The organism is Pseudomonas protegens (assembly GCF_003363755.1).
GTDB lineage: Bacteria > Pseudomonadota > Gammaproteobacteria > Pseudomonadales > Pseudomonadaceae > Aquipseudomonas > Aquipseudomonas danubii.
On record NZ_CP031396.1, the window covers coordinates 321471 to 341367 of the forward strand.

Annotated in this window: 19 protein-coding genes; 13 read left to right on the top strand and 6 right to left on the bottom strand. The window is 64.0% G+C overall.

The genetic code is table 11. The features are described 5' to 3' along the window. Nucleotides 1-4: 4 nt before the first annotated feature. From paaB to nhaB, 8 genes are all read left to right on the top strand, one after another. The gene (gene paaB / locus DWF74_RS01310) at nt 5-286 is read left to right on the top strand and encodes a 1,2-phenylacetyl-CoA epoxidase subunit PaaB (protein WP_060843646.1); all 282 of its coding nucleotides are present in this window, start codon (nt 5-7) and stop codon (nt 284-286) included. An 8-nt stretch (nt 287-294) separates the two neighbouring features. Then, nucleotides 295-1056: a 1,2-phenylacetyl-CoA epoxidase subunit PaaC gene (paaC, locus tag DWF74_RS01315; RefSeq protein ID WP_115580102.1), complete on the top strand. Its 762-nt coding sequence runs from the start codon at nt 295-297 to the stop codon at nt 1054-1056. After that, on the top strand, nt 1043-1573 hold the full coding sequence (gene paaD / locus DWF74_RS01320) for a 1,2-phenylacetyl-CoA epoxidase subunit PaaD (protein ID WP_115580103.1): 531 nt from the start codon (nt 1043-1045) through the stop codon (nt 1571-1573). Before paaC ends, paaD begins: the two co-directional genes overlap by 14 nt. A gap of 28 nt (nt 1574-1601) precedes the next feature. Continuing rightward, on the top strand, nt 1602-2678 hold the full coding sequence (paaE, locus tag DWF74_RS01325) for a 1,2-phenylacetyl-CoA epoxidase subunit PaaE (protein WP_115580104.1): 1077 nt from the start codon (nt 1602-1604) through the stop codon (nt 2676-2678). Nucleotides 2679-2729: 51 nt separating this feature from the next. Continuing rightward, complete coding sequence (locus DWF74_RS01330) at nt 2730-3038, top strand: DUF485 domain-containing protein (RefSeq protein WP_102863492.1); 309 nt, start codon at nt 2730-2732, stop codon at nt 3036-3038. Continuing rightward, nucleotides 3035-4681: a cation acetate symporter gene (locus DWF74_RS01335; protein WP_115580105.1), complete on the top strand. Its 1647-nt coding sequence runs from the start codon at nt 3035-3037 to the stop codon at nt 4679-4681. Before DWF74_RS01330 ends, DWF74_RS01335 begins: the two co-directional genes overlap by 4 nt. A gap of 63 nt (nt 4682-4744) precedes the next feature. After that, on the top strand, nt 4745-6799 hold the full coding sequence (gene paaZ, locus DWF74_RS01340) for a phenylacetic acid degradation bifunctional protein PaaZ (RefSeq protein WP_115580106.1): 2055 nt from the start codon (nt 4745-4747) through the stop codon (nt 6797-6799). 206 nt (nt 6800-7005) lie between these two features. Beyond that, nucleotides 7006-8508 carry a sodium/proton antiporter NhaB gene (gene nhaB, locus DWF74_RS01345; protein WP_115580107.1) on the top strand — a complete coding sequence of 501 codons (1503 nt, stop codon included), beginning with the start codon at nt 7006-7008 and terminating at the stop codon, nt 8506-8508. A gap of 100 nt (nt 8509-8608) precedes the next feature. Here the strand turns inward: nhaB and zwf are convergent, their stop codons facing one another. Beyond that, on the bottom strand, nt 8609-10126 hold the full coding sequence (gene zwf, locus DWF74_RS01350; protein WP_102863488.1) for a glucose-6-phosphate dehydrogenase: 1518 nt from the start codon (nt 10124-10126) through the stop codon (nt 8609-8611). Continuing rightward, nucleotides 10123-11103 (bottom strand): phosphogluconate dehydrogenase (NAD(+)-dependent, decarboxylating), encoded by a 981-nt coding sequence (gene gnd, locus DWF74_RS01355; protein ID WP_102879231.1) that lies wholly within the window; start codon nt 11101-11103, stop codon nt 10123-10125. The genes zwf and gnd overlap by 4 nt, the downstream gene beginning before the upstream one ends. Before the next feature lie 481 nt (nt 11104-11584). Here gnd and DWF74_RS30305 point away from each other — a divergent pair, with 481 nt between their 5' ends. From DWF74_RS30305 to DWF74_RS01375, 5 genes are all read left to right on the top strand, one after another. Further along, a complete protein-coding gene (locus tag DWF74_RS30305) occupies nt 11585-11758 on the top strand; it encodes a DUF6026 family protein (protein WP_162884050.1) in 174 nt (57 codons plus the stop codon). Between the two features lie 258 nt (nt 11759-12016). Then, entirely contained in the window at nt 12017-13759 is a 1743-nt protein-coding gene (locus DWF74_RS01360; protein ID WP_102863486.1) for a phosphoethanolamine transferase CptA, read from the top strand. A 275-nt stretch (nt 13760-14034) separates the two neighbouring features. Beyond that, entirely contained in the window at nt 14035-14259 is a 225-nt protein-coding gene (locus tag DWF74_RS01365) for a hypothetical protein (protein WP_102879229.1), read from the top strand. A gap of 322 nt (nt 14260-14581) precedes the next feature. Then, entirely contained in the window at nt 14582-15256 is a 675-nt protein-coding gene (locus DWF74_RS01370; protein WP_102863484.1) for a heavy metal response regulator transcription factor, read from the top strand. Then, nucleotides 15253-16680: a heavy metal sensor histidine kinase gene (locus DWF74_RS01375; RefSeq protein WP_115580108.1), complete on the top strand. Its 1428-nt coding sequence runs from the start codon at nt 15253-15255 to the stop codon at nt 16678-16680. Before DWF74_RS01370 ends, DWF74_RS01375 begins: the two co-directional genes overlap by 4 nt. 65 nt (nt 16681-16745) lie before the next feature. Here the strand turns inward: DWF74_RS01375 and DWF74_RS01380 are convergent, their stop codons facing one another. From DWF74_RS01380 to DWF74_RS01395, 4 genes are all read right to left on the bottom strand, one after another. Continuing rightward, a complete protein-coding gene (locus tag DWF74_RS01380; RefSeq protein WP_102863585.1) occupies nt 16746-17237 on the bottom strand; it encodes a GNAT family N-acetyltransferase in 492 nt (163 codons plus the stop codon). A 157-nt stretch (nt 17238-17394) separates the two neighbouring features. Further along, complete coding sequence (gene zapE / locus DWF74_RS01385) at nt 17395-18522, bottom strand: cell division protein ZapE (protein ID WP_115580109.1); 1128 nt, start codon at nt 18520-18522, stop codon at nt 17395-17397. A 103-nt stretch (nt 18523-18625) separates the two neighbouring features. Further along, nucleotides 18626-18964: a ketosteroid isomerase gene (locus tag DWF74_RS01390; protein WP_102863481.1), complete on the bottom strand. Its 339-nt coding sequence runs from the start codon at nt 18962-18964 to the stop codon at nt 18626-18628. Between the two features lie 52 nt (nt 18965-19016). Then, nucleotides 19017-19736: a helix-turn-helix transcriptional regulator gene (locus DWF74_RS01395; protein ID WP_102863480.1), complete on the bottom strand. Its 720-nt coding sequence runs from the start codon at nt 19734-19736 to the stop codon at nt 19017-19019. Between the last annotated feature and the right edge of the window lie 161 nt (nt 19737-19897).

Below are 19897 nucleotides of genomic sequence, written 5' to 3' on the forward strand. Positions count from 1 at the left end.
TCCCATGTCTGAATGGACCCTTTACGAAGTCTTCGTGCGCAGCAAGCACGGCCTCAACCACAAACATGTGGGCAGCGTGCACGCCGCCGACGCCGCCATGGCCATGACCAACGCCCGGGACCTGTACACCCGGCGCAGCGAAGGCGTGAGCCTGTGGGTGGTGCCCTCGGCGCAGATCGTTGCCTCCTCCCCGGATGACAAGGACCCGCTGTTCGATCCGGCCGACGACAAGGTCTACCGCCACGCCAGCTTCTACCAGCTGCCCCCTGAAGTCGGACACATGTGAGGCCGGCCATGAACCCTGCAAACCATCTGATCAACCACCTGCTGCGCCTGGGCGACAGCGCCCTGATCCAGGGCCAGCGCCTGTGCGAATGGTGCGGCCGGGCGCCGGCCCTGGAAGAAGAACTGGCGCTGATGAACGTCGGCCTCGATCTGGTGGGCCAGGCCCGCAACTGGCTGGACTATGCCGCCGAACGGCTGGCCGATGGCCGCGACGCCGATCACCTGGCCTTCCGTCGTGACGAGCGGGCCTACCGCAACCTGTTGCTGGTGGAGCAGCCCAATGGCGATTTCGCGGTGACCCTGCTCAAGCAGTTCTTCTACGACGCCTGGCACCTGGAAACCCTCAAGGGCCTGAGCCAGTCGGCGGACGAGCGGATGGCCGGCATCGCCGCCAAGGCCCTCAAGGAAGTCACCTACCACCTGCGGCGCTCCAGCGAATGGGTCGAGCGCCTGGGCGACGGCACCGAGGAAAGCCACCAGCGCATGCTGCAGGCGATCCCCCGGCTGTGGCGCTTCACCGGCGAGCTGGTCGAGCACCACGCCACGGAAATCGAGCTGCACCGGGCCGGCCTGTGGGCCGATCCGGTCCAGGTGGCCGAGGGCTGGCGCGCCACCGTCGAAACCCACTTCGCCCGGGCCACCCTGCCCGTGCCCGAGGCGCCGAGCCATTTCTACCTGGATGCACGCCGGGGCCTGCACACCGAGCACCTGGGCCCACTGCTGGCCGAGATGCAATTCCTGCCGAGGGCCTACCCCGATGCGGTCTGGTGAACTGATCGGCAGCGACCAGGGCGCGCGGAGCCTGCAACGGGGCGACCTGGACCTGGCCTGGAGCACCCTGGATCAGGTCATGGACCCGGAAGTGCCGGTGGTCAGCGTGCTCGACCTGGGCATCGTCCGCGACCTGGACTGGCAAGCCGGCCATCTGCAGGTGGCGCTGACCCCCACCTACTCCGGCTGCCCGGCCACCGAGGTGATCGAGAACGACATTCGCCAGGCCCTGGAACAGGCCGGCTTCAAGGCTCCGCGCCTGGTGCACCAACTGACCCCGGCCTGGACCACCGACTGGATCACTGAGCGCGGTCGCCAGCGCCTGCGGGCCTACGGCATCGCGCCGCCCTCGGGCAGCAGCAAGCGCAGCCTGCTGGGGGACGCGCCCCAGGTGCACTGCCCGCAATGCGGCAGTGCCCACAGCGAGCGCCTCAGCGAGTTCGGCTCCACCGCCTGCAAGGCCCTGTACCGCTGCCGCGACTGCCTGGAACCCTTCGACTATTTCAAGTGCATCTGAGCCGCCCGCGCCTCAGAGGAGAATCACCATGAGCCAGTTCCACCGCTTGACCATCAAGGATGTACGCAGCGAGACCCGCGATGCGGTGTCCATCGCCTTCGAGATTCCCCGGCACCTGCAAGGGCAGTTCCACTTCACCCAGGGCCAGCATCTGGTGCTGCGCACCGAACTGGAGGGCGAGGAAGTCCGACGCTCCTACTCCATCTGCAGCGGGGTGAATGACGACGAGCTGCGCATCGCGGTGAAACGCGTCAGCGGCGGGCGCTTTTCGGCCTTCGCCAACGAACGGCTCAAGCCCGGGCAGTCGCTGGAGGTCATGCCTCCGGCCGGCCGTTTCCATGTCGAGCTTGATCCGGCGCGTCACGGCCACTACCTGGCGGTGGCCGCAGGCAGCGGCATCACGCCGATCCTGTCGATCATCAAGAGCACCCTGGAAGGCGAGCCGCTGAGTCGCATCACCCTGCTCTACGGCAACCGCTCCAGCGCCTCGGCGCTGTTTCGCGAACAGCTGGAGGACTTGAAGAACCGCTATCTGCAGCGCCTGAACCTGGTGTTCGTGTTCAGTCGCGAACAGCAGGACATCGACCTCTACAACGGCCGCATCAACCAGGACAAATGCCGGCAACTGTTTTCCCGCTGGCTCGATGTCAGGCAACTGGACGCGGCCTTCATCTGCGGCCCCCAGGCCATGACCGAAACCGTGCGCGACAGCCTCAAGGCCGCCGGCATGAAGGCCGAGCGCATCCACTTCGAGCTGTTCCATGCCGCCGGCGACGGGCAGAAGCGCCAGGCCCGGGAAGCCGCCCGCGCCCAGGACCCGCAGGTCAGCCGGATCACCGTGATCAGCGACGGTCGGGCCCTGGCCTTTGACCTGCCGCGCAACAGCCAGAGCCTGCTGGATGCCGGCAACGCCCAGGGCGCCGAACTGCCCTATTCGTGCAAGGCCGGGGTCTGCTCCACCTGCAAGTGCAAGGTCATCGAAGGCGAGGTGGAAATGGACAGCAACCACGCCCTGGAAGACTACGAAGTGGCGGCCGGTTATGTGTTGTCCTGCCAGTCCTATCCCCTCAGCGACAAGGTGGTCCTGGACTTCGACCAGCCCTGAACCCAGCGTCGGTACGCGTGCCCCAGAACAACAACAAGAGAGAACCCGCCCATGAGCCCGCAAGAAATAGACCGCATCACCCGCCACCCGGACTTTATCCAGCTGGTCCGGCGCAAGCAGCGACTCTACTGGTCCCTGACCCTGGTCATGCTCCTGGCCTACTACGGCTTCGTTTTGCTGGTGGCCTTCAATCCCGGCCTGCTGGGCCGCTCGCTGTCCGGCGGGGCCACCAGCGTCGGCATGCCGGTGGGCGTGGCGATGATTCTCCTGGCCTTTGCCCTCACCGGTCTTTATGTGTATCGCAGCAACCGGCTGCTGGACCCGCTGAACGACAAACTCAAGCGCGAGTACCGGTCATGAAACGCGGTGCAGGAGTCATCCTGCTGCCCTGCCTGCTGGCCTGGGACCTGGCCCTGGCCGCCGACGACAGCGCCCGCGCGCTGAACTGGAACGCCATCGGCATGTTCCTGGTGTTCGTCCTGCTGACCCTGGGCATCACCCGCTGGGCCGCCCTGCGCACCCGCTCGGCCAAGGACTTCTACACCGCCGGCGGCGGCATGAGCGGCCTGCAGAACGGCCTGGCGATTGCCGGTGACATGATCTCCGCCGCGTCCTTCCTCGGCATCTCGGCCATGATGTTCCTCAACGGCTACGACGGCCTGCTGTACGCCCTCGGGGTGCTGGCCGGCTGGCCGATCATCCTGTTCCTGATCGCCGAACGCCTGCGCAACCTGGGCACCTACACCTTCGCCGACGTGGTTTCCTATCGCCTGGCCCAGACGCCGGTGCGCCTGACCTCGGCGTTCGGCACCCTGACCGTGGCCCTGATGTACCTGGTGGCGCAGATGGTCGGCGCCGGCAAGCTGATCGAACTGCTGTTCGGCCTCAGCTACCTCCACGCGGTGATGCTGGTGGGCCTGCTGATGGTCTGCTACGTGACCTTCGGCGGCATGCTGGCCACCACCTGGGTGCAGATCATCAAGGCGGTGATGCTGCTCTCGGGCACCAGCTTCATGGCCTTCATGGTGCTCAAGCACTTCGGTTTCAGCAGCGAGGCGCTGTTCGCCCGCGCCAGCGAGGTGCACGCCAAGGGCAGCGCGATCATGGCCCCCGGCGGGCTGCTGTCGAACCCCATCGACGCCATTTCCCTGGGCCTGGGAATGATGTTCGGCACCGCCGGGCTGCCCCATATCCTCATGCGCTTCTTCACCGTCAGCGACGCCCGGGAAGCGCGCAAGAGCGTGCTCTATGCCACAGGTTTCATCGGCTACTTCTATCTGCTGCTGATCGTGGTCGGCTTCGGCGCGATCGTCATGGTCGGCACCGAGCCCGAGTATCGCGACGCCAGCGGCGCGATCATCGGCGGCGCCAACATGATCGCGGTGCACCTGGCCCAGGCGGTGGGTGGCAACCTGTTCCTGGGTTTCATCTCGGCCGTGGCCTTCGCCACCATTCTTGCGGTGGTGGCCGGGCTGGCGCTGTCCGGCGCCTCGGCGGTGTCCCATGACCTGTATGCCTGCGTGATGCGCCAAGGCCAGGCCAGCACCCAGCAGGAAATGCGCGTCTCGAAGATCGCCACCCTGTGCATCGGTGTCCTGGCGGTGCTGCTGGGGCTGTTGTTCGAGTCGCAGAACATCGCCTTTCTCTCGGGGCTGGTGCTGGCGATTGCCGCGTCGGTGAATTTCCCGGTGCTGTTTCTTTCCATGTTCTGGAAAGGCCTGACCACCCGGGGCGCGGTGGGCGGCAGCCTGGCCGGGCTGATCTCGGCGATTGTCCTGCTGATCCTCAGCCCGGCGGTCTGGGTCAATGTGCTGCACCACCCCCAGGCGCTGTTTCCCTACGCCAACCCGGCGCTGTTCTCCATGAGCCTGGCGTTCCTTACGGCCTGGGCCTTGTCCGTCAGCGACCGCTCGCCCCGGGCCGAGCTGGAGCGCGGCCGCTACCTGGCGCAGTTCATCCGTTCCATGACCGGCATCGGCGCTGGCGGCGCCAGCCATCACTGAGTTGTCTCCCGGCGCCCGGTACGGTGCGCCGGCCCCCACTTGACCCTTCGGAGCCTTTCTCCCATGCCACAGTCTCCTACCCTGCAAAGCTTTATCGGCGGCCGCTGGATCGGCCAGCACCCGGCCCAGGCCTTGCGCAGCGCCATCGATGGCCATGAAGTGGCGCGCACCCATGAAGAGCCCCTGGACTTCGCCGAAGCGCTGCAACATGGGCGCGTGAACGGAGCCCGGGCCCTGCTGGCCCTGGATTTCCAGGAGCGCGCCCGGCGCCTCAAGGCCCTGGCGCTGTACCTTGGCGAGCGCAAGGAACAGCTGTACGCCCTGTCCCACCACAGCGGCGCGACCCGGGCCGACAGCTGGATCGACATCGAGGGCGGCAACAGCACCCTGTTCAGCTATGCCGGGCTCGGCGCCCGCGAGCTGCCTTCGGGCAACCTGCTGCACGAAGGCCCGGCACAGACCCTGAGCAAGCTTGGCAGTTTTGCCGGCACCCATATCCTGGTGCCCCGCGGCGGCGTGGCGGTGCACATCAACGCCTTCAACTTTCCCATCTGGGGCATGCTGGAAAAGTTCGCCCCCTGCTTCCTCGCCGGCATGCCCTGCATCGTCAAACCGGCCAGTGCCACCAGCTACCTGACCGAGGCGGCAGTGCGCCTGATGCATGAGTCCGGCCTGTTGCCCGAAGGCAGCCTGCAACTGGTGATCGGCGGCACCGGCGATCTGCTCGATCGCCTGCAAGGCCAGGACCTGGTGACCTTCACCGGCTCGGCGGTCACCGCCGCCACGCTGCGGGCCAACCCCAACCTGATCCGCCACTCGGTGCCCTTCAACGCCGAGGCCGATTCGCTGAACTGCGCGATCCTGGCGCCGGACGTGACCCCGGACGACCCGGAATTCGAGCTGTTCATCAAGGAAGTGGTGCGGGAAATGACGGTCAAGGCCGGACAGAAATGCACCGCCATCCGCCGCGCCATCGTTCCGGCCAAACAGCTGGACGCCGTGGCCACGGGCTTGCGCGAGCGCCTGTCGAAGGTGGTGGTCGGCGATCCGTCGCTGGAAGGCGTGCGCATGGGCGCCCTGGCCTCCCACGCGCAACAGCGGGACGTGGCCGAGCGCCTGGAAAGCCTGCTGCACAGCAGCGACCTGTTGTTCGGCGCCCGGGACGGCTTCGAGCCCCGGGGCGACAACGTCAGCCAGGGCGCGTTCTTTGCCCCGACCCTGCTGCTGTCCCGTGATCCCCTGGCCCAGGGTGGTGCTCACGATATCGAGGCCTTTGGCCCGGTCAGTACCTTGATGGCCTACGACGATCTGGACCAGGCCCTGGAACTGGCCGCGCGCGGCAAGGGCAGCCTGGTGGCCAGCCTGGTGACCAAGGACCCAGGCATCGCCGCCCGGGTCATTCCCCGGGCCGCGGCCTGGCACGGCCGCCTGCTGGTGCTGGACCGCGAGTGCGCCGGCGAATCCACCGGCCACGGCTCGCCATTGCCGCAACTCAAGCACGGTGGCCCCGGTCGCGCCGGTGGCGGTGAAGAGCTGGGCGGCCTGCGGGCGGTCAAGCACTACCTGCAGCGAGCTGCTGTGCAGGGCTCGCCGAGCATGCTGGCGGCAGTGACCGGTGAATACGTGCGCGGCGCCAAGGTCATCGAAACCGAGGTCCACCCGTTCCGCCGGCACTTCCAGGACCTGCAGATCGGCGAGTCCCTGCTGACCCACCGCCGCACCGTGACCGAGACCGATCTGGTGAACTTCGGCTGCCTGTCCGGGGACCACTTCTATATGCACTTCGACGAGATTGCCGCCAAGGACTCCCAATTCGGCAAGCGTATTGCCCACGGCTACTTCGTGCTCTCGGCGGCGGCCGGGCTGTTCGTGTCCCCGGCACCGGGCCCGGTGCTGGCCAACTATGGCCTGGACAGCCTGCGCTTCATCAGCCCGGTGGGCATTGGCGACACCCTGCAAGCGCGGCTGACCTGCAAGCGCAAGATCGACCAGGGTAAACAGAGCCCTCAGGGCACGCCGCAGGGGGTGGTGGCCTGGGACGTGGAAGTGACCAATCAACTGGGTGAGCTGGTGGCCAGCTACGACATCCTGACCCTGGTTGCCAAACGCACCCCCTGAGCGTAGGAGCCGGCTTGCCGACGAATGGCCCTCACGACGCTGTTGCACTTGAGAACGCCTTCGCCAGCCAGCTGGCTCCTGCAAGAGTGTGCCGGCGCTTGTGCAGATGCTTGGCTCGGGCAGATTGTGGCAAAAGATTTCATGGGTTCTTGATTCTCAATCCGGCTTGCGGCAAGTTGCGCGCTTCTCACTATTAGGAGCAGCCCATGTCCGGCTCAATGGCCCAGGCGTTCGCGCACAATTTTCTCGGCCACTCACCCCGCTGGTACAAGGCAAGCATTGTCGCGTTCCTGCTGCTCAATCCGCTGCTGTTCTTCGCGGTCAGCCCGGCCGCAGCGGGCTGGTGCCTGGTGATCGAGTTCATCTTCACCCTGGCCATGGCCCTCAAGTGCTACCCCTTGATGCCCGGTGGTCTGCTGTTGGTGCAAGCGCTATTGCTGGGCATGGCCACGCCCCAGGCGCTGTACGACGAACTGGTGCACAATTTCCCGGTGATCCTGCTGCTGATGTTCATGGTGGCCGGCATCTACTTCATGAAAGAACTGCTGCTGTTCCTGTTCTCCCGGCTGCTGCTGGGGGTACGCTCCAAGACGCTTTTGGGGCTGCTGTTCTGCTTTCTGTCGGCCTTCCTCTCGGCCTTTCTCGACGCCCTGACCGTGACCGCGGTGATCATCAGCGCCGCGGTGGGCTTCTACTCGGTGTACCACCGGGTGGCCTCCGGCAATGACCCGCGCCAGGACAGCGGCTATGGCGACGATCAGCATCTGCCAACCCTGCACCACGACGACCTGGAGCAGTTCCGCGCCTTTCTGCGCAGCCTGTTGATGCACGGCGCCGTAGGCACGGCGCTGGGAGGCGTATGCACCCTGGTGGGCGAACCACAGAACCTGTTGATCGGCCATGAGATGGGCTGGCACTTCGCCGAGTTCTTCCTCAAGGTGGCGCCGGTTTCACTACCGGTGCTGGCCGCCGGACTGGTGACCTGCGTACTCCTGGAAAAACTGCGCTGGTTCGGCTACGGCACGCTGCTGCCGGATAACGTGCGCAAGGTGCTGGCCAACTACGCGGCCGAAGACGACGCCCAGCGCACCGCGCGGCAGCGGGCGGCGTTGCTGGTCCAGGGGCTGGCGGCGCTGATCCTGATTGTCGGCCTGGCCCTGCACGTCGCGGAAGTCGGGCTGATCGGCCTGCTGGTGATTGTGCTGATCACCGCCTTCACCGGTATTACCGACGAGCACCGCCTGGGCAACGCCTTCAAGGACGCCATGCCCTTCACCGCCCTGCTGGTGGTGTTTTTTGCCGTGGTGGCGGTGATTCACCAGCAACAGCTGTTCGTGCCGCTGATCCAGTGGGTGCTGGCGCTACCGGCGGACCAGCAGCCAGGCATGCTGTTCATTGCCAATGGCCTGCTGTCGGCCATCAGCGACAACGTGTTCGTCGCCACCATCTACATCACCGAGGTGAAACAGGCCTTTGTCTCCGGGCAGATGAGTCGCGAACACTTCGAGACCCTGGCGATCGCCATCAACACCGGCACCAACCTGCCCAGCGTTGCCACGCCCAATGGCCAGGCCGCCTTCCTGTTTCTGCTGACCTCGGCGATTGCGCCGCTGGTACGCCTGTCCTACGGACGGATGGTGTGGATGGCCCTGCCCTACACCGTGGTGATGGGCCTGCTGGGCTGGTACGCGGTGAGTTACTGGTTGTAGCGCTGGAGGATGTTTGAAGGGTTGAGGCGCTGATCCGGGTGCAACGGGGTGCCGTCCATATCGCTAAGCAGGAACGCGATGGACCGCACCTTGCCCCCCTTCACCCGAGGGCGTGCCAGACGCGACCATCCCGGGCCAGCAACTCATCAGCGGCATCCGGACCATCCTCACCCGCAGGGTAAGTCTGCACGCTCGCGTCCTGCTTCCAGGCATCGAGGAAAGGCTGCACGGCGCGCCAACCGTTCTCGATATTGTCTGCCCGCTGAAACAGCGTCTGGTCACCGACCAGGCAGTCGTAGATCAGCGTCTCGTAGCCGGTGGACGGCTGCATTTCGAAGAAATCCCGATAGGCGAAGCCCAGTTCGATATTGGCCATGTCCAGGCTCGGCCCGGGCTTTTTCGCCAGCAGGTCGAACCACATGCCTTCGTTGGGCTGGATCTGAATCCGCAGGTAAGTCGGCGACAGCTGATCGACTTCGGTATCGCGAAATTGCGCGTAGGGTGCCGGCTTGAAGCAGATGACGATTTCGGTGTCGCGCACGCTCATGCGCTTGCCGGTGCGCAGGTAGAACGGCACCCCGACCCAGCGCCAGTTGTCGATCATCACCTTCAGCGCGACATAGGTTTCGGTATTGCTGTCCGGCGCGACATTAGCCTCTTCGCGGTAACCCGCCAGGGCCTTGCCCGCCACTTCGGCGCCGCGGTACTGGCCGCGCACCGAGTTGGCCCGCGCCTCCTCCAGGGACCAGGGACGGATCGCCCCCACCACCTTGGCCTTCTCGCCGCGCACTGCATCGGCGCCAAAGGCCGCAGGGGGCTCCATGGCCACCATCGCCAGGAGTTGGAACAGGTGGTTGGGCACCATGTCTCGCAGGGCGCCGGTGTGTTCATAAAAGCTGCCACGGGTTTGGACCCCGACGGTTTCCGCCGCGGTGATCTGCACGTGGTCGATGTAATGGTTGTTCCAGAACGCCTCGAACAGGCTGTTGGAAAAACGGCTGACCAGAATGTTCTGCACCGTTTCCTTGCCCAGGTAATGGTCGATGCGATAGATCTGCTTTTCGCTCATGACCTTGAGCAAGCAGGCGTTGAGGGCCTCGGCGCTCTGCAGATCGGAGCCGAAGGGCTTCTCGATGACCACCCGGCGAAAGGCCTCCGGCCCCTCCTCCAGCAACCCCGAAGCCCCCAGGCGCTGCACCACTTCACTGAAGAAGCGCGGCGCGGTGGCCAGGTAGAACACCGCGTTGCCGGTGCTGCTGGCGGCAATTCGCGCCGCCAGTTCGGCATAGGTGGAGTCGTCGAGGAAGTCGCCCTGGACGTAGCTGATGCCACGGGTCAGGCGGGCCCAGACGGCGGCGTCCACGGACGCCCCCTGGCCTTGTTTGCTCAGCACTTCATCGCGAAGGAAGTCTTCCAGCAAGGTGGCGAACTCAGCGTCGCTCACCGCGTTGTGGTCGACGCCGACAATCCGCAGCCCCTCATCCAGCAGACCGTCGCGGCTCAGGTTGTACAGCGCCGGCGTCAACAGGCGCTTGACCAGATCACCGCGGGCGCCGAACAGGAACAACGTGGTCGGCGGCGCGGGCAACGCCTTGGACTTCTTTCGCGTAGAGGTCATTTCTTACCGGTCTCCACATGGCCGCCAAAGCCGAAGCGCATGGCCGACAGCAGCTTGTCGCCGTAGGTGCCCTGGCCGCGGGAGCGGTAGCGGGAGAACAACGAGTTGGACAGCACCGGAACCGGAACCGCCTGCTCCATGGCCGCTTCGATGGTCCAGCGCCCTTCACCACTGTCGGCCACGGCACCGGAAAAACCGTCGAGCTTCGGATCGCCGGCCAGGGCATCGGCGGTCAGGTCCAGCAGCCAGGAGGACACCACGCTGCCGCGCCGCCAGACTTCGGCGATGTCCGCCACATTGAGGTCGAAGCGCTGATCCTCCGGCAGGATGTCCGAAGACTTGGTCTTGAGAATGTCAAAGCCCTCAGCGAAGGCCTGCATCATCCCGTACTCGATGCCGTTGTGGATCATCTTGACGAAATGCCCGGCACCGGCAGGACCGGCATGGATATAGCCACGCTCGGCACGGTCGTCATCAGAAACACGGTCCTTGGTCCGTGGAATCGAACCCAGGCCAGGGGCCAGTGCCGCGAACAGCGGGTCCAGGCGCAGCACTTCATCGGCATCGCCGCCGATCATCATGCAGTAGCCGCGCTCCAGGCCCCAGACGCCGCCGGAGGTGCCGACATCGATGTACTTCAGGCCCTTTTGCGCCAGGTCCCGGGCACGGCGGATGTCGTCCTTATAGTAGGTATTGCCGCCGTCGATGATCACATCACCCGGTTCCAGCAACTGGCTCAGGGTGTCGATGGTCTCTTCGGTGGGTGCGCCGGCGGGCAGCATGACCCAGACCGCGCGCGGTTTTTCCAGGCCAGCCACCAGGGCCGGCAGGTCGGCGACGCCCTTGGCGCCTTCGGCGGCCAGGGTGCTGACGAAATCGGTGTTGCGGTCAAAGACTACGGTCTCGTGCCCATTGAGCATCAGGCGCCGTGCAATGTTGCCGCCCATGCGGCCCAGTCCAATAATCCCCAGTTGCATGTGCTGATGCTCCTACTGCAAAAAAATCAGATCAAAAATGTATAGCCCAAAGGGCTGGGTGCAAACGTCGAGGGGCGCAACTATACAAGGCGAGACGCTCCAAGACAGCGCAATCTTCAGACATAACGCCAGTTTTTGCGGCCACCTGCGCGCAACGCAGCGCGCCCAAGCCCGATCTCTTGCCCCTCGGCCGGCGCGAACCGCGTGGAGATTAGTCCCGGCACTGGGGGCGAAGTTTCTCAGAACTTGGGGGGATAACGACGCAAAACACCAGGAAGGCACAACGACCACGAAAAATAAAAAAGTTCCAATTGCGCTAAAAAGAAATAAAATTGCCGCCTTCAGGCTGCGTGGAAACGTCACGAGTGAAGGCAAGACGGTTGCCTGACACCGTCATTTTCGCGCTGCCAACGATGGTGCTTTGCGCAAGGGATGCGACCAGCGAAGCATAGTTGAGGCACTCCATTTGCGAGGTGAAGCAATGGGCACAGTACTACCGGCACGACCAGCACAGACTCTCTACGTGACCATTCGTCGTGACGAATTGCGCCAACTCAAAGACGAGCGCGATCAACTGCAACGGGAACTCGCCCAATTGCGCCTGATGTTGCAGAACCAGGGACAAGCCCCTGCCGTAGCGCTGCAGCGCCCCTGAGCAACCTCAGCTGTGCCCCGGAACGCAGGCCCGGCCTGCGTTCCCCGCTCTACCCACTCCCTTTCCTGCCACCCATCTGCCGCCACACCTGATCCCGCCGCCTGCTACGCCGGACAAAAATCCAACGCTGCGCTAACGAACTTTTCACACTTGCCTATCGATACTCCCGGCCATTGTGGCCGTCTTGTTACAGACGGCGGCCTTCATTCGCAGCGCTGAACCGGCGCGCAATGATCACGGAACGGCGGGGAGCGCTGAATGGCATTGTTCAAACGCAGTAACACGTCTGCGACAGGTTTTGACTGGATGGGGCTGCTCTGGCTGTTCCTGTTCTTCTGGTATTTCTCCGGCATCACCCAACTGCTGATTCAACTGACGGACACGTCCGGCTTCGCCGGTTTCCGCCAGGCGTTCTTCATGAGCGCCATCTGGCTGGCGCCGATGCTGCTGTTCCCGGCACGCACCAAAGTCATGGCGGCAGTGATCGGCGTGGTGCTCTGGGCCTGCTCCATGGCCAGCCTGGGCTATTTCTTCGTCTATCAGCAGGAGTTCTCGCAAAGCGTCATCTTCATCATGTTCGAGTCCAACCCCTCGGAAGCCGGTGAATACCTGACGCAGTACTTTGCCTGGTGGATGCTCCTGGCGTTCCTGGCCCACACCGCCTTCGCCCTCTTCCTCTGGACCCGCCTGCGCCCGGTGTACCTGCCCCGGGGCCAGGCCCTGGCGGCTGCCGTGGCAATCCTGGTGGCGATTGTCGGCTACCCGCTGATCAAGCAAATCGCTCGCACCGACACCCTGGCCGACGGCCTGGAGAAATTTGAAACCCGTATCGAACCCGCCGTGCCGTGGCAGATGGTGGTCGCTTATCGCCGCTACCGTGAGCAACTGAACGGCATGCAGGGCATGCTCGACAGCGTCAGCAAGATCCCGCCGCTGACCAACCTCAAGGACAGCATGGCCAATCAGCCGGCCACCCTGGTGCTGGTGATCGGCGAGTCCACCAACCGTCAGCGCATGAGCCTCTACGGCTACCCGCGCCAGACCACCCCGGAGCTGGACAAGCTCAAGGATCAGTTGGCGGTGTTCGACAACGTCATCACCCCGCGCCCCTACACCATCGAGGCGTTGCAACAGGTGCTGACCTTCGCCGACGAAGAAAACCCCGATCTCTACCTCAAGACGCCGTCCCTGGTCAGCGTGATGAAGCAGGCCGGCTACAAGACCTACTGGATCACCAACCAGCAGACCATGACCAAGCGCAACACCATGCTCACCACCTTCTCCGAGCAGGCGGACGAGCAGGTGTACTTGAACAACAATCGCAACCAGAACGCCCGCCAGTACGACGGCGACGTGCTTGAGCCCTTCTCCAAGGCCCTGGCCGACAGCGCCCCGCGCAAGTTCATCGTGGTCCACCTGCTGGGCACCCACATGAGCTACCAGTACCGCTACCCGCCAAGCTACGACAAATTCACCGATCGCCAGGGCGTGCCGGCCGGTGTGCGTGACGATCAACTGCCGACCTACAACAGCTACGACAACGCGGTGCTGTACAACGACTTCGTGGTCTCCAGCCTGATCAAGGATTACGCCAAGACCGACCCCAACGGTTTCCTGCTGTACCTGTCGGACCACGGCGAAGACGTCTTCGACTCCGCCGGCCACGACACCCTGGGACGCAACGAAGGCAAGCCCACGGCGCCGATGTACACCATCCCGTTCATGGCCTGGGCCTCGCCGAAGTGGCGGCAAACCCATGACTGGAACTTTGCTTCCGACCTCAGCCGCCCTTACAGCAGCTCCCAGCTGATTCATACCTGGGCCGACCTGGCGGGCTTGAGTTTCGACCAGCTGGACCACAGCCGCAGCCTGGTCAGCGACAGCTTCAAGCCGCGCCCGCTGCTGATTGGCGACCCCTACTCGCGCCAGAGCAAGGCGCTGATCGACTTCAGCCTGATGAAACCCAAAGCGCCGACGGAAGCGACCGTGGTCCAGAAGTAAGAACCCGACTCGGGGGCCGCAACGGCCCCCATCCCTGCTGCGCCCGGCATGCCGGCAAAGGCGCCACCCTGCCTTGCAGCGAGCTCTGCGACGCCCTCACTGGTCAACCAGTTGCTACAGGCTTTGATTGTCTGCAGACACATAATGTCAAGAATGTAATATCCCGCTCAGGCTGACGTTAACCCTCACTTAATACACTTCGCTGAAACTTGCCCCATCACTTCTTGTGCAGGGACGAAACAAGTTACCGAACACTCTTAAGTAGGAAACGCAGTATGAAACTTTCAACCTTGGTATTTAGCGGTTTGATTCTCGCCACTTCCAGTGCAGCCTTTGCCGAAGGCGGAGCCGAGCATATGCAACGCTTTTACGAGAACTTCCGCGTCAATCAGCAACAGATTCACGGCGATAAAAACCAGAACCTCGCCAAGACCGAGCAAGACAAGGCCGGTACCCACTATTCCGCGCCGGACGCCAAGCAACAACAGCCCGGCGCCTGATACCTCTTCAACGCAGTACCCACTCTGGACAATGCGCTCCTTTGGCAGAGATGGACGTTTGGCGCCCTCTACAGGGCGCCTTTTTTATATCCGCTGGCAGGCCCTCACTGTCACGCCAATGACAGGAATATTACAACTCTGTCATCCGCCACTTTCCCTGCGTGCAATCAACTAGCATGCCTGCGCCCAAGCGCTCACCCGCTATCGGCTGACCTGGCTAATTCTATGAATTAGATGATTATTTTTCTTGACCCTATAGCTACTTCAGGCTTCACCCTGCACTCATTCGATAATGCCCAAGCGGTTTGGAGAGGATCTGGCAATGCGTATTCTGGTGGTTGAAGACGAACCCAAAACAGCGGACTACCTGCATCAAGGCCTGAGTGAAAGTGGTTATGTCGTGGACCGCGCCAACAATGGCGTGGACGGTCTGCACCTGATACAGCAACAACCTTACGAGTTGGTGATCCTGGATATAAACCTGCCGGGCCAAGATGGCTGGCAAGTGTTGGAACATATGCGCGGACATTCTCCGGCCCGGGTCATGATGTTGACCGCTCGCGGGCGCCTGGAAGACAAAGTCAAAGGGCTGGATATGGGCGCCGATGATTATCTGGTCAAACCTTTTCAATTTCCCGAGTTACTGGCCCGGGTCCGGACTTTGATTCGCCGCAGCGAACCCGTGTCCCAGCCGCAAGTATTGCAAGTGGCCGACTTGCAACTTGATCCTCGCCGGCATCGGGCTTATCGCGGCGACCGTCGAATAGATCTCACGACCAAGGAATTCACCCTGTTGCATGTATTGATGCGCCACTCGGGGGAAGTGCTGACCCGCACGCAAATCATTTCCCTGGTCTGGGACATGAACTTCGACTGCGACACCAATGTGGTGGAAGTCTCCATCAGCCGCCTGCGGGCCAAGATCGATGATGCCAGTGAGGTCAAGCTGATCCACACCCTGCGCGGTGTCGGTTATGTCCTGGAAGTGCGCCAATGACGCCCCAGCCGGCGGCGCCGACCAACAGCAGCCTGTCCATGCGCCTGGGGCTGACCGTCAGCCTGATGGGGGCGGCCCTGGTCCTGCTGCTGGCAACCCTGGCCTATCTGGCCCTGAACCACGAGTTGGACAACCTGGCGCGCAAGGGCCTGGAGAGCAAGCTGGAACAGATCCAGCACAGCCTCACCAGCGACCTCAAGAGCAGCGACCTGGCCGCCCGCCCCCACTCCCTGCTGGACCTGGTGATGGGCCACGACAATCTGCAATTGAACATCCTGAGCAGCGCGCCCCTGGCCGAACCCTTGCTCAATGTTGGCGGCATCGCTGAACAACCGCTGCCCCGGGCCCTGAGGGAGAGCAGCACCGAGGGTTACCTCGACTGGCGTGACAGCCGCGGCAATCCCTTGCTCAGCGCCACCCGGCAAATGAACCTGCGCAATGGCGAGCCGGTGCGAGTGGTGTTGAGCCTGGACCGCGGTAATGACCAGGCACTGCTCAGCGCCTACCTGCGCTCCACGGTGATTGCCCTGCCCCTGTTGCTGCTGCTGATCGGCATGGGTGCCTGGTGGCTGGTGCAAAGGGGCCTGCTACCCCTGCAACAGTTCACCCGGGTCGCCGCCAAGGTCACCACCCAGGACCTGACCCATCGCCTGAACCTGGACAAGCTGCCCCGGGAACTGGCGGAACTGGGCCAGGGCATCAACGTCATGCTGCAGCGCCTGGATGGCGGCGTACAACGCCTGTCGCAGTTCTCCGACGACCTGGCCCACGAACTGCGCTCGCCCATCAGCAACCTGATGGGCAAGGCCCAAGTGACCCTGTCTCGCGAGCGCCCCCCGGAGGAATACAAGGCCGTGCTGGAGGCCAGCATCGAGGAGCTGGAACGGGTCACACGAATCGTCGCCGACATGCTGTTCCTGGCTCAGGTCAGCCAGCCGGCTTCCCAGGCCCGCTTTGCCCGGGTGTCTCTGGGCGAGGAGGCGCGGCGGGTCATGGACCTGTTTGCCCTCAGCGCCGAGGACAGGCAACTGCAGCTGGAACTGCGCGGTGACGCCTGGGTGCTGGGGGATCGCCTGATGATCCAGCGGGCCATTTCCAACCTGTTGTCCAACGCCATCCGCCATTGCCCGGATCAGGGCCGGATCGACCTGCGGATCGAGCGCCAACTGCAGAGCGTGAGCCTCGCCGTGGGCAATCCCGGGCCGGGCATCGCCGCCTGCCACCTGCCCCATCTGTTCGAGCGTTTCTATCGGGTCGACAGCAGCCGCACCCGAGCCGAAGGCGGCACCGGGCTGGGCCTGGCAATCGTGCGCTCGATCATGAACCTGCATCAGGGCCGCACCGAGGTCGACAGCGTACCGGACAGCCTCACCGAGTTCCGCCTGGTGTTCCCCAAGCTCGACCCGGCATTGCACGACGCTTAAAGCAGTCAGCCCCGCTCCCCTACAGCACCAGGGCGCCAATCAGCCGGGGGGCCTGGCATCGGACATTACAAAGCTTTGCTCCAGAACAGCATGCGGCCATGGGCGGGATCGAGCATGGCATTGGCGAAACCGCAGGCCTGGTAGGCAGCCTGGGCCTGGGCGTTGCCTTCCAGCACTTCCAGGGTGATCTTGCAGCAACCCCGTTGCCGGGCAATGTCCTCGACCTTCTGCAGCATCCGCTTGCTCAGGCCCTGGCCGCGAAAGCTGTCCAGCACCACCACGTCGTGAACATTCACCAGGGGCCGGCAGGCAAAGGTGGAAAAGCCCTCGAAGCAGTTCACCAGCCCCACCGGCTGGCCCCCGGCAAAGGCCAGTACGCTGAACGCCTGAGGTCGCTTGGCCAGCTCTGCCGGCAGTTGCTGAAGCTGGTCCGGCGCCAGGGCCTGGCCGCCGCCCATGGGGTCCTGGGCGTAATGATTGAGCAGCACGCCTATGGCTTCGGCATGCACCGGGTTGCTGTAACTGGCTTGCAGCACCACGACATCGGCAACGTCCATGTTCATCCTCGATCAATGCAGTGAAAGTGAGCGTTCAGGGCTCAGGCAGCCTCGATTGTAGGCTGGGGGATTTGACCAAACGAAGATTTTTCTCCCTCCTTCTGCAGAAAAATCCTAATGATTGGCCAGGATGAACCACAGCCGGAAGCCCTTCCCCTCAAGCGCTAGGCTGGCTGGCAAAGCGTTGCAACTGCATTTCCTGCAGGCGGCTCAGGGTGCGGCGGAAGGGAAACTCCAGGTAACCCTCGGTGTACAGCTGCTCCATCGGTACCTGGGCCTCCAGATAGAGCGGCACCTTGCGGTCGTAACATTCATCCACCAGGGCAATGAAGCGGCGCACGCTGTCGTCATGGATCGACAGTTGCGGCAATTCGCGATCCCCTGCCACCACCCGCTGGGCGCCATCCTCGGTGCCTCGGGCAATGCGTCCCGGGCGTTGCTGGGCACTGAGGTTGGGGACCTGGCTGAGGAGGATCGCACTGAACCTGTCACACAGCGCCATGAAGTCCATGGCGGAAAACGGCTGTTCGCACAGATCGGCAAAACGGCACCAGATCACGCTGCCGGCGGCCTTGACCACCTGCACCGGCCGATAGCCGATCAGCAGCGGCTCGGTGGAGACCGCCTGGCCGCCGCTCAACTGCTGGAACAAGGGTTCCAGGGCGCTGGGCTGGCCCTCGACACTGAGCCAGTAGCGTTGCGCCGCGGCCCCCGGATGCAGACGGTGATCCTGCTCGCCGTCCACCGCCACCACTTGCATGTGCTGGCTGATGGCGCTGATGGCCGGGAGGAAACGTTCACGATTGAAGCCCTCGGCATACAGCTGCTCGGGAGGCTGGTTGGAGGTGCAGACCATGACCACGCCCTGCTCGAACATCACCTGGAACAGGCGTCCGAGAATGATCGCGTCACCGATGTCGTTGACGAACAACTCATCGAAGCACAGCACCCGCACCTCTTCGGCGAGCTCCCGGGCCAGGGCCCGCAAGGGATCGGCGGTGCCGGTGAGCTGGAACGAACGCTGGTGCACCCAGCCCATGAAGTGATGAAAGTGCTGACGCCGCGCCGGCACCCGCAGGCTCTGGTAGAACTGATCCATGAGCCAGGTCTTGCCCCGCCCGACCGCACCCCACAGATAGACCCCTTGCACCGCTGTACGCCCCTGATGCAGGGCCTCGTGGCAGTTCTGCAAGGCTTGCACGGCCCGCGCCTGTGCCTCATCGGCGACGAAGCCGTCCTGCTCCAGGGCATGCCGATAGGCGCTCAAGGGGGAATCGAATGGCATGGGCCGCTGGCCTCCCGGCAAAAAAACCGCAGTATGCCACCGCGCCCCATTCCATGGAGGAACCGGCTGCCGGCGAACCGCCCGACACACCGGTCGACAAGCCTCAGCGGGAGATATCCAGCCGTGCAATCCGTCCCTGCGGGTCCAGGCGAAAGGTGTAGCGCAGCGTCTGCGGGCTGGCGGAAAAATCCCCGCAGACCAGGCTGTCCAGCAACACCTTGCCGGTGCGCTGCTGGACCCCGAGGATCTGCAGCCGTGGACGCACGCGATGGCTGGCGTCCATCCAGCGGGCAATCTCCTGCGGCCCTACCCGGTGCTCTCGCTCGTCGAACACTTGGGCCTCGGCGGCAAAGATCGCCGCCGCCACCGAGCTGTCGCCAGTGTTGGCCGCCATCACGTAGGCGCGGATCGCCGGGGCCAGTGAAGCGTCGATACCTGACATGAGAAAAGCTCCTGATGAGTCGATGATCGCGCCATGTTAAAAGCCCCGCGCGTCATTTCCTGTCAGGAGTGAATTGACCGCCCTGCTCGTCCTTTTGCAGGCACTGGCGCCAGGCTCGCAGCCAATCGCTGCGCCGCCCCGGATAGGCCTGTCCCTGCTCCTGGGCCGCGGCAATGCGGTCGGTGCGAAAGGTCCGGTAATCGCCCCGCAGCTCGCACCAGGCGACGATCACCCGGGCCTCGTTGAGAAACCCCAGAGCCAAGGGCCAGATCAGCCGCTGGCTGGGGTTGCGATTGACGTCGGCATAGTCGATCAACAGCTTGGCCTGGTGCCGGATCGCCTGGCGGAACACGTTCAACGACACGCTGTTGTCGGGAAAGCCCCAGCCCGCGGGGCCCGGCAGCAAGGTCGGGTTGCGCAGGGCATCCTGGGCCGCCGGGGCCAGCACGGCGGCGATCTTGGCCATGGCATCAGCCGCAGCCTTGCTCAGCACCTCGTCGCCACGCTGATCGACATAACGCAAGCCCAGGACCACGGCCTCGGTCTCGTCGGCATTGAGCATCAAGGGCGGCAGGAACAGCCCGCTGCGCAACACATAGCCGATGCCCGCCTCACCGTAGATCGGCGCGCCCAGTGAAGTGAGCTCGGCGATATCGCGGTACAGGGTGCGCTCGGACACCTCCAGCTCCGCCGCCAGGGTGGCTGCGGTGACGGGACGGCTCTTGCCCCGCAGCATCTGCAACAGGGTGAGTAAACGGCTGGCTCGCGACACCTTGGGTGGACTCCGGAGAAAAAAACACCGGCGCAGAATATCAGAGCCTCCTGACAGTCAGTGTCAGGAGGCTTGTGAGGCGAGACAGGCAATGTCCACGGATGCCACGGGGCCGGAGCGTGCTCCGCAACGGCTGGTGGTGGCGGTGTCGAAGGGCACGC

Excerpts from the sequence above, each read along its gene's own strand:
- DWF74_RS30305 (WP_162884050.1), top strand. The coding sequence starts at position 11,585 with ATGGGCACAGTACTACCGGCACGACCAGCACAGACTCTCTACGTGACC.
- DWF74_RS01335 (WP_115580105.1), top strand. The coding sequence starts at position 3,035 with ATGAAACGCGGTGCAGGAGTCATCCTGCTGCCCTGCCTGCTGGCCTGG.
- zapE (WP_115580109.1), bottom strand. The coding sequence starts at position 18,522 with ATGCCATTCGATTCCCCCTTGAGCGCCTATCGGCATGCCCTGGAGCAG.
- nhaB (WP_115580107.1), top strand. The coding sequence starts at position 7,006 with ATGTCCGGCTCAATGGCCCAGGCGTTCGCGCACAATTTTCTCGGCCAC.
- paaB (WP_060843646.1), top strand. The coding sequence starts at position 5 with ATGTCTGAATGGACCCTTTACGAAGTCTTCGTGCGCAGCAAGCACGGC.
- DWF74_RS01390 (WP_102863481.1), bottom strand. The coding sequence starts at position 18,964 with ATGTCAGGTATCGACGCTTCACTGGCCCCGGCGATCCGCGCCTACGTG.
- paaZ (WP_115580106.1), top strand. The coding sequence starts at position 4,745 with ATGCCACAGTCTCCTACCCTGCAAAGCTTTATCGGCGGCCGCTGGATC.
- gnd (WP_102879231.1), bottom strand. The coding sequence starts at position 11,103 with ATGCAACTGGGGATTATTGGACTGGGCCGCATGGGCGGCAACATTGCA.
- DWF74_RS01380 (WP_102863585.1), bottom strand. The coding sequence starts at position 17,237 with ATGGACGTTGCCGATGTCGTGGTGCTGCAAGCCAGTTACAGCAACCCG.
- DWF74_RS01375 (WP_115580108.1), top strand. The coding sequence starts at position 15,253 with ATGACGCCCCAGCCGGCGGCGCCGACCAACAGCAGCCTGTCCATGCGC.
- paaC (WP_115580102.1), top strand. The coding sequence starts at position 295 with ATGAACCCTGCAAACCATCTGATCAACCACCTGCTGCGCCTGGGCGAC.
- DWF74_RS01370 (WP_102863484.1), top strand. The coding sequence starts at position 14,582 with ATGCGTATTCTGGTGGTTGAAGACGAACCCAAAACAGCGGACTACCTG.
- paaE (WP_115580104.1), top strand. The coding sequence starts at position 1,602 with ATGAGCCAGTTCCACCGCTTGACCATCAAGGATGTACGCAGCGAGACC.
- DWF74_RS01330 (WP_102863492.1), top strand. The coding sequence starts at position 2,730 with ATGAGCCCGCAAGAAATAGACCGCATCACCCGCCACCCGGACTTTATC.
- DWF74_RS01365 (WP_102879229.1), top strand. The coding sequence starts at position 14,035 with ATGAAACTTTCAACCTTGGTATTTAGCGGTTTGATTCTCGCCACTTCC.
- paaD (WP_115580103.1), top strand. The coding sequence starts at position 1,043 with ATGCGGTCTGGTGAACTGATCGGCAGCGACCAGGGCGCGCGGAGCCTG.
- DWF74_RS01360 (WP_102863486.1), top strand. The coding sequence starts at position 12,017 with ATGGCATTGTTCAAACGCAGTAACACGTCTGCGACAGGTTTTGACTGG.
- zwf (WP_102863488.1), bottom strand. The coding sequence starts at position 10,126 with ATGACCTCTACGCGAAAGAAGTCCAAGGCGTTGCCCGCGCCGCCGACC.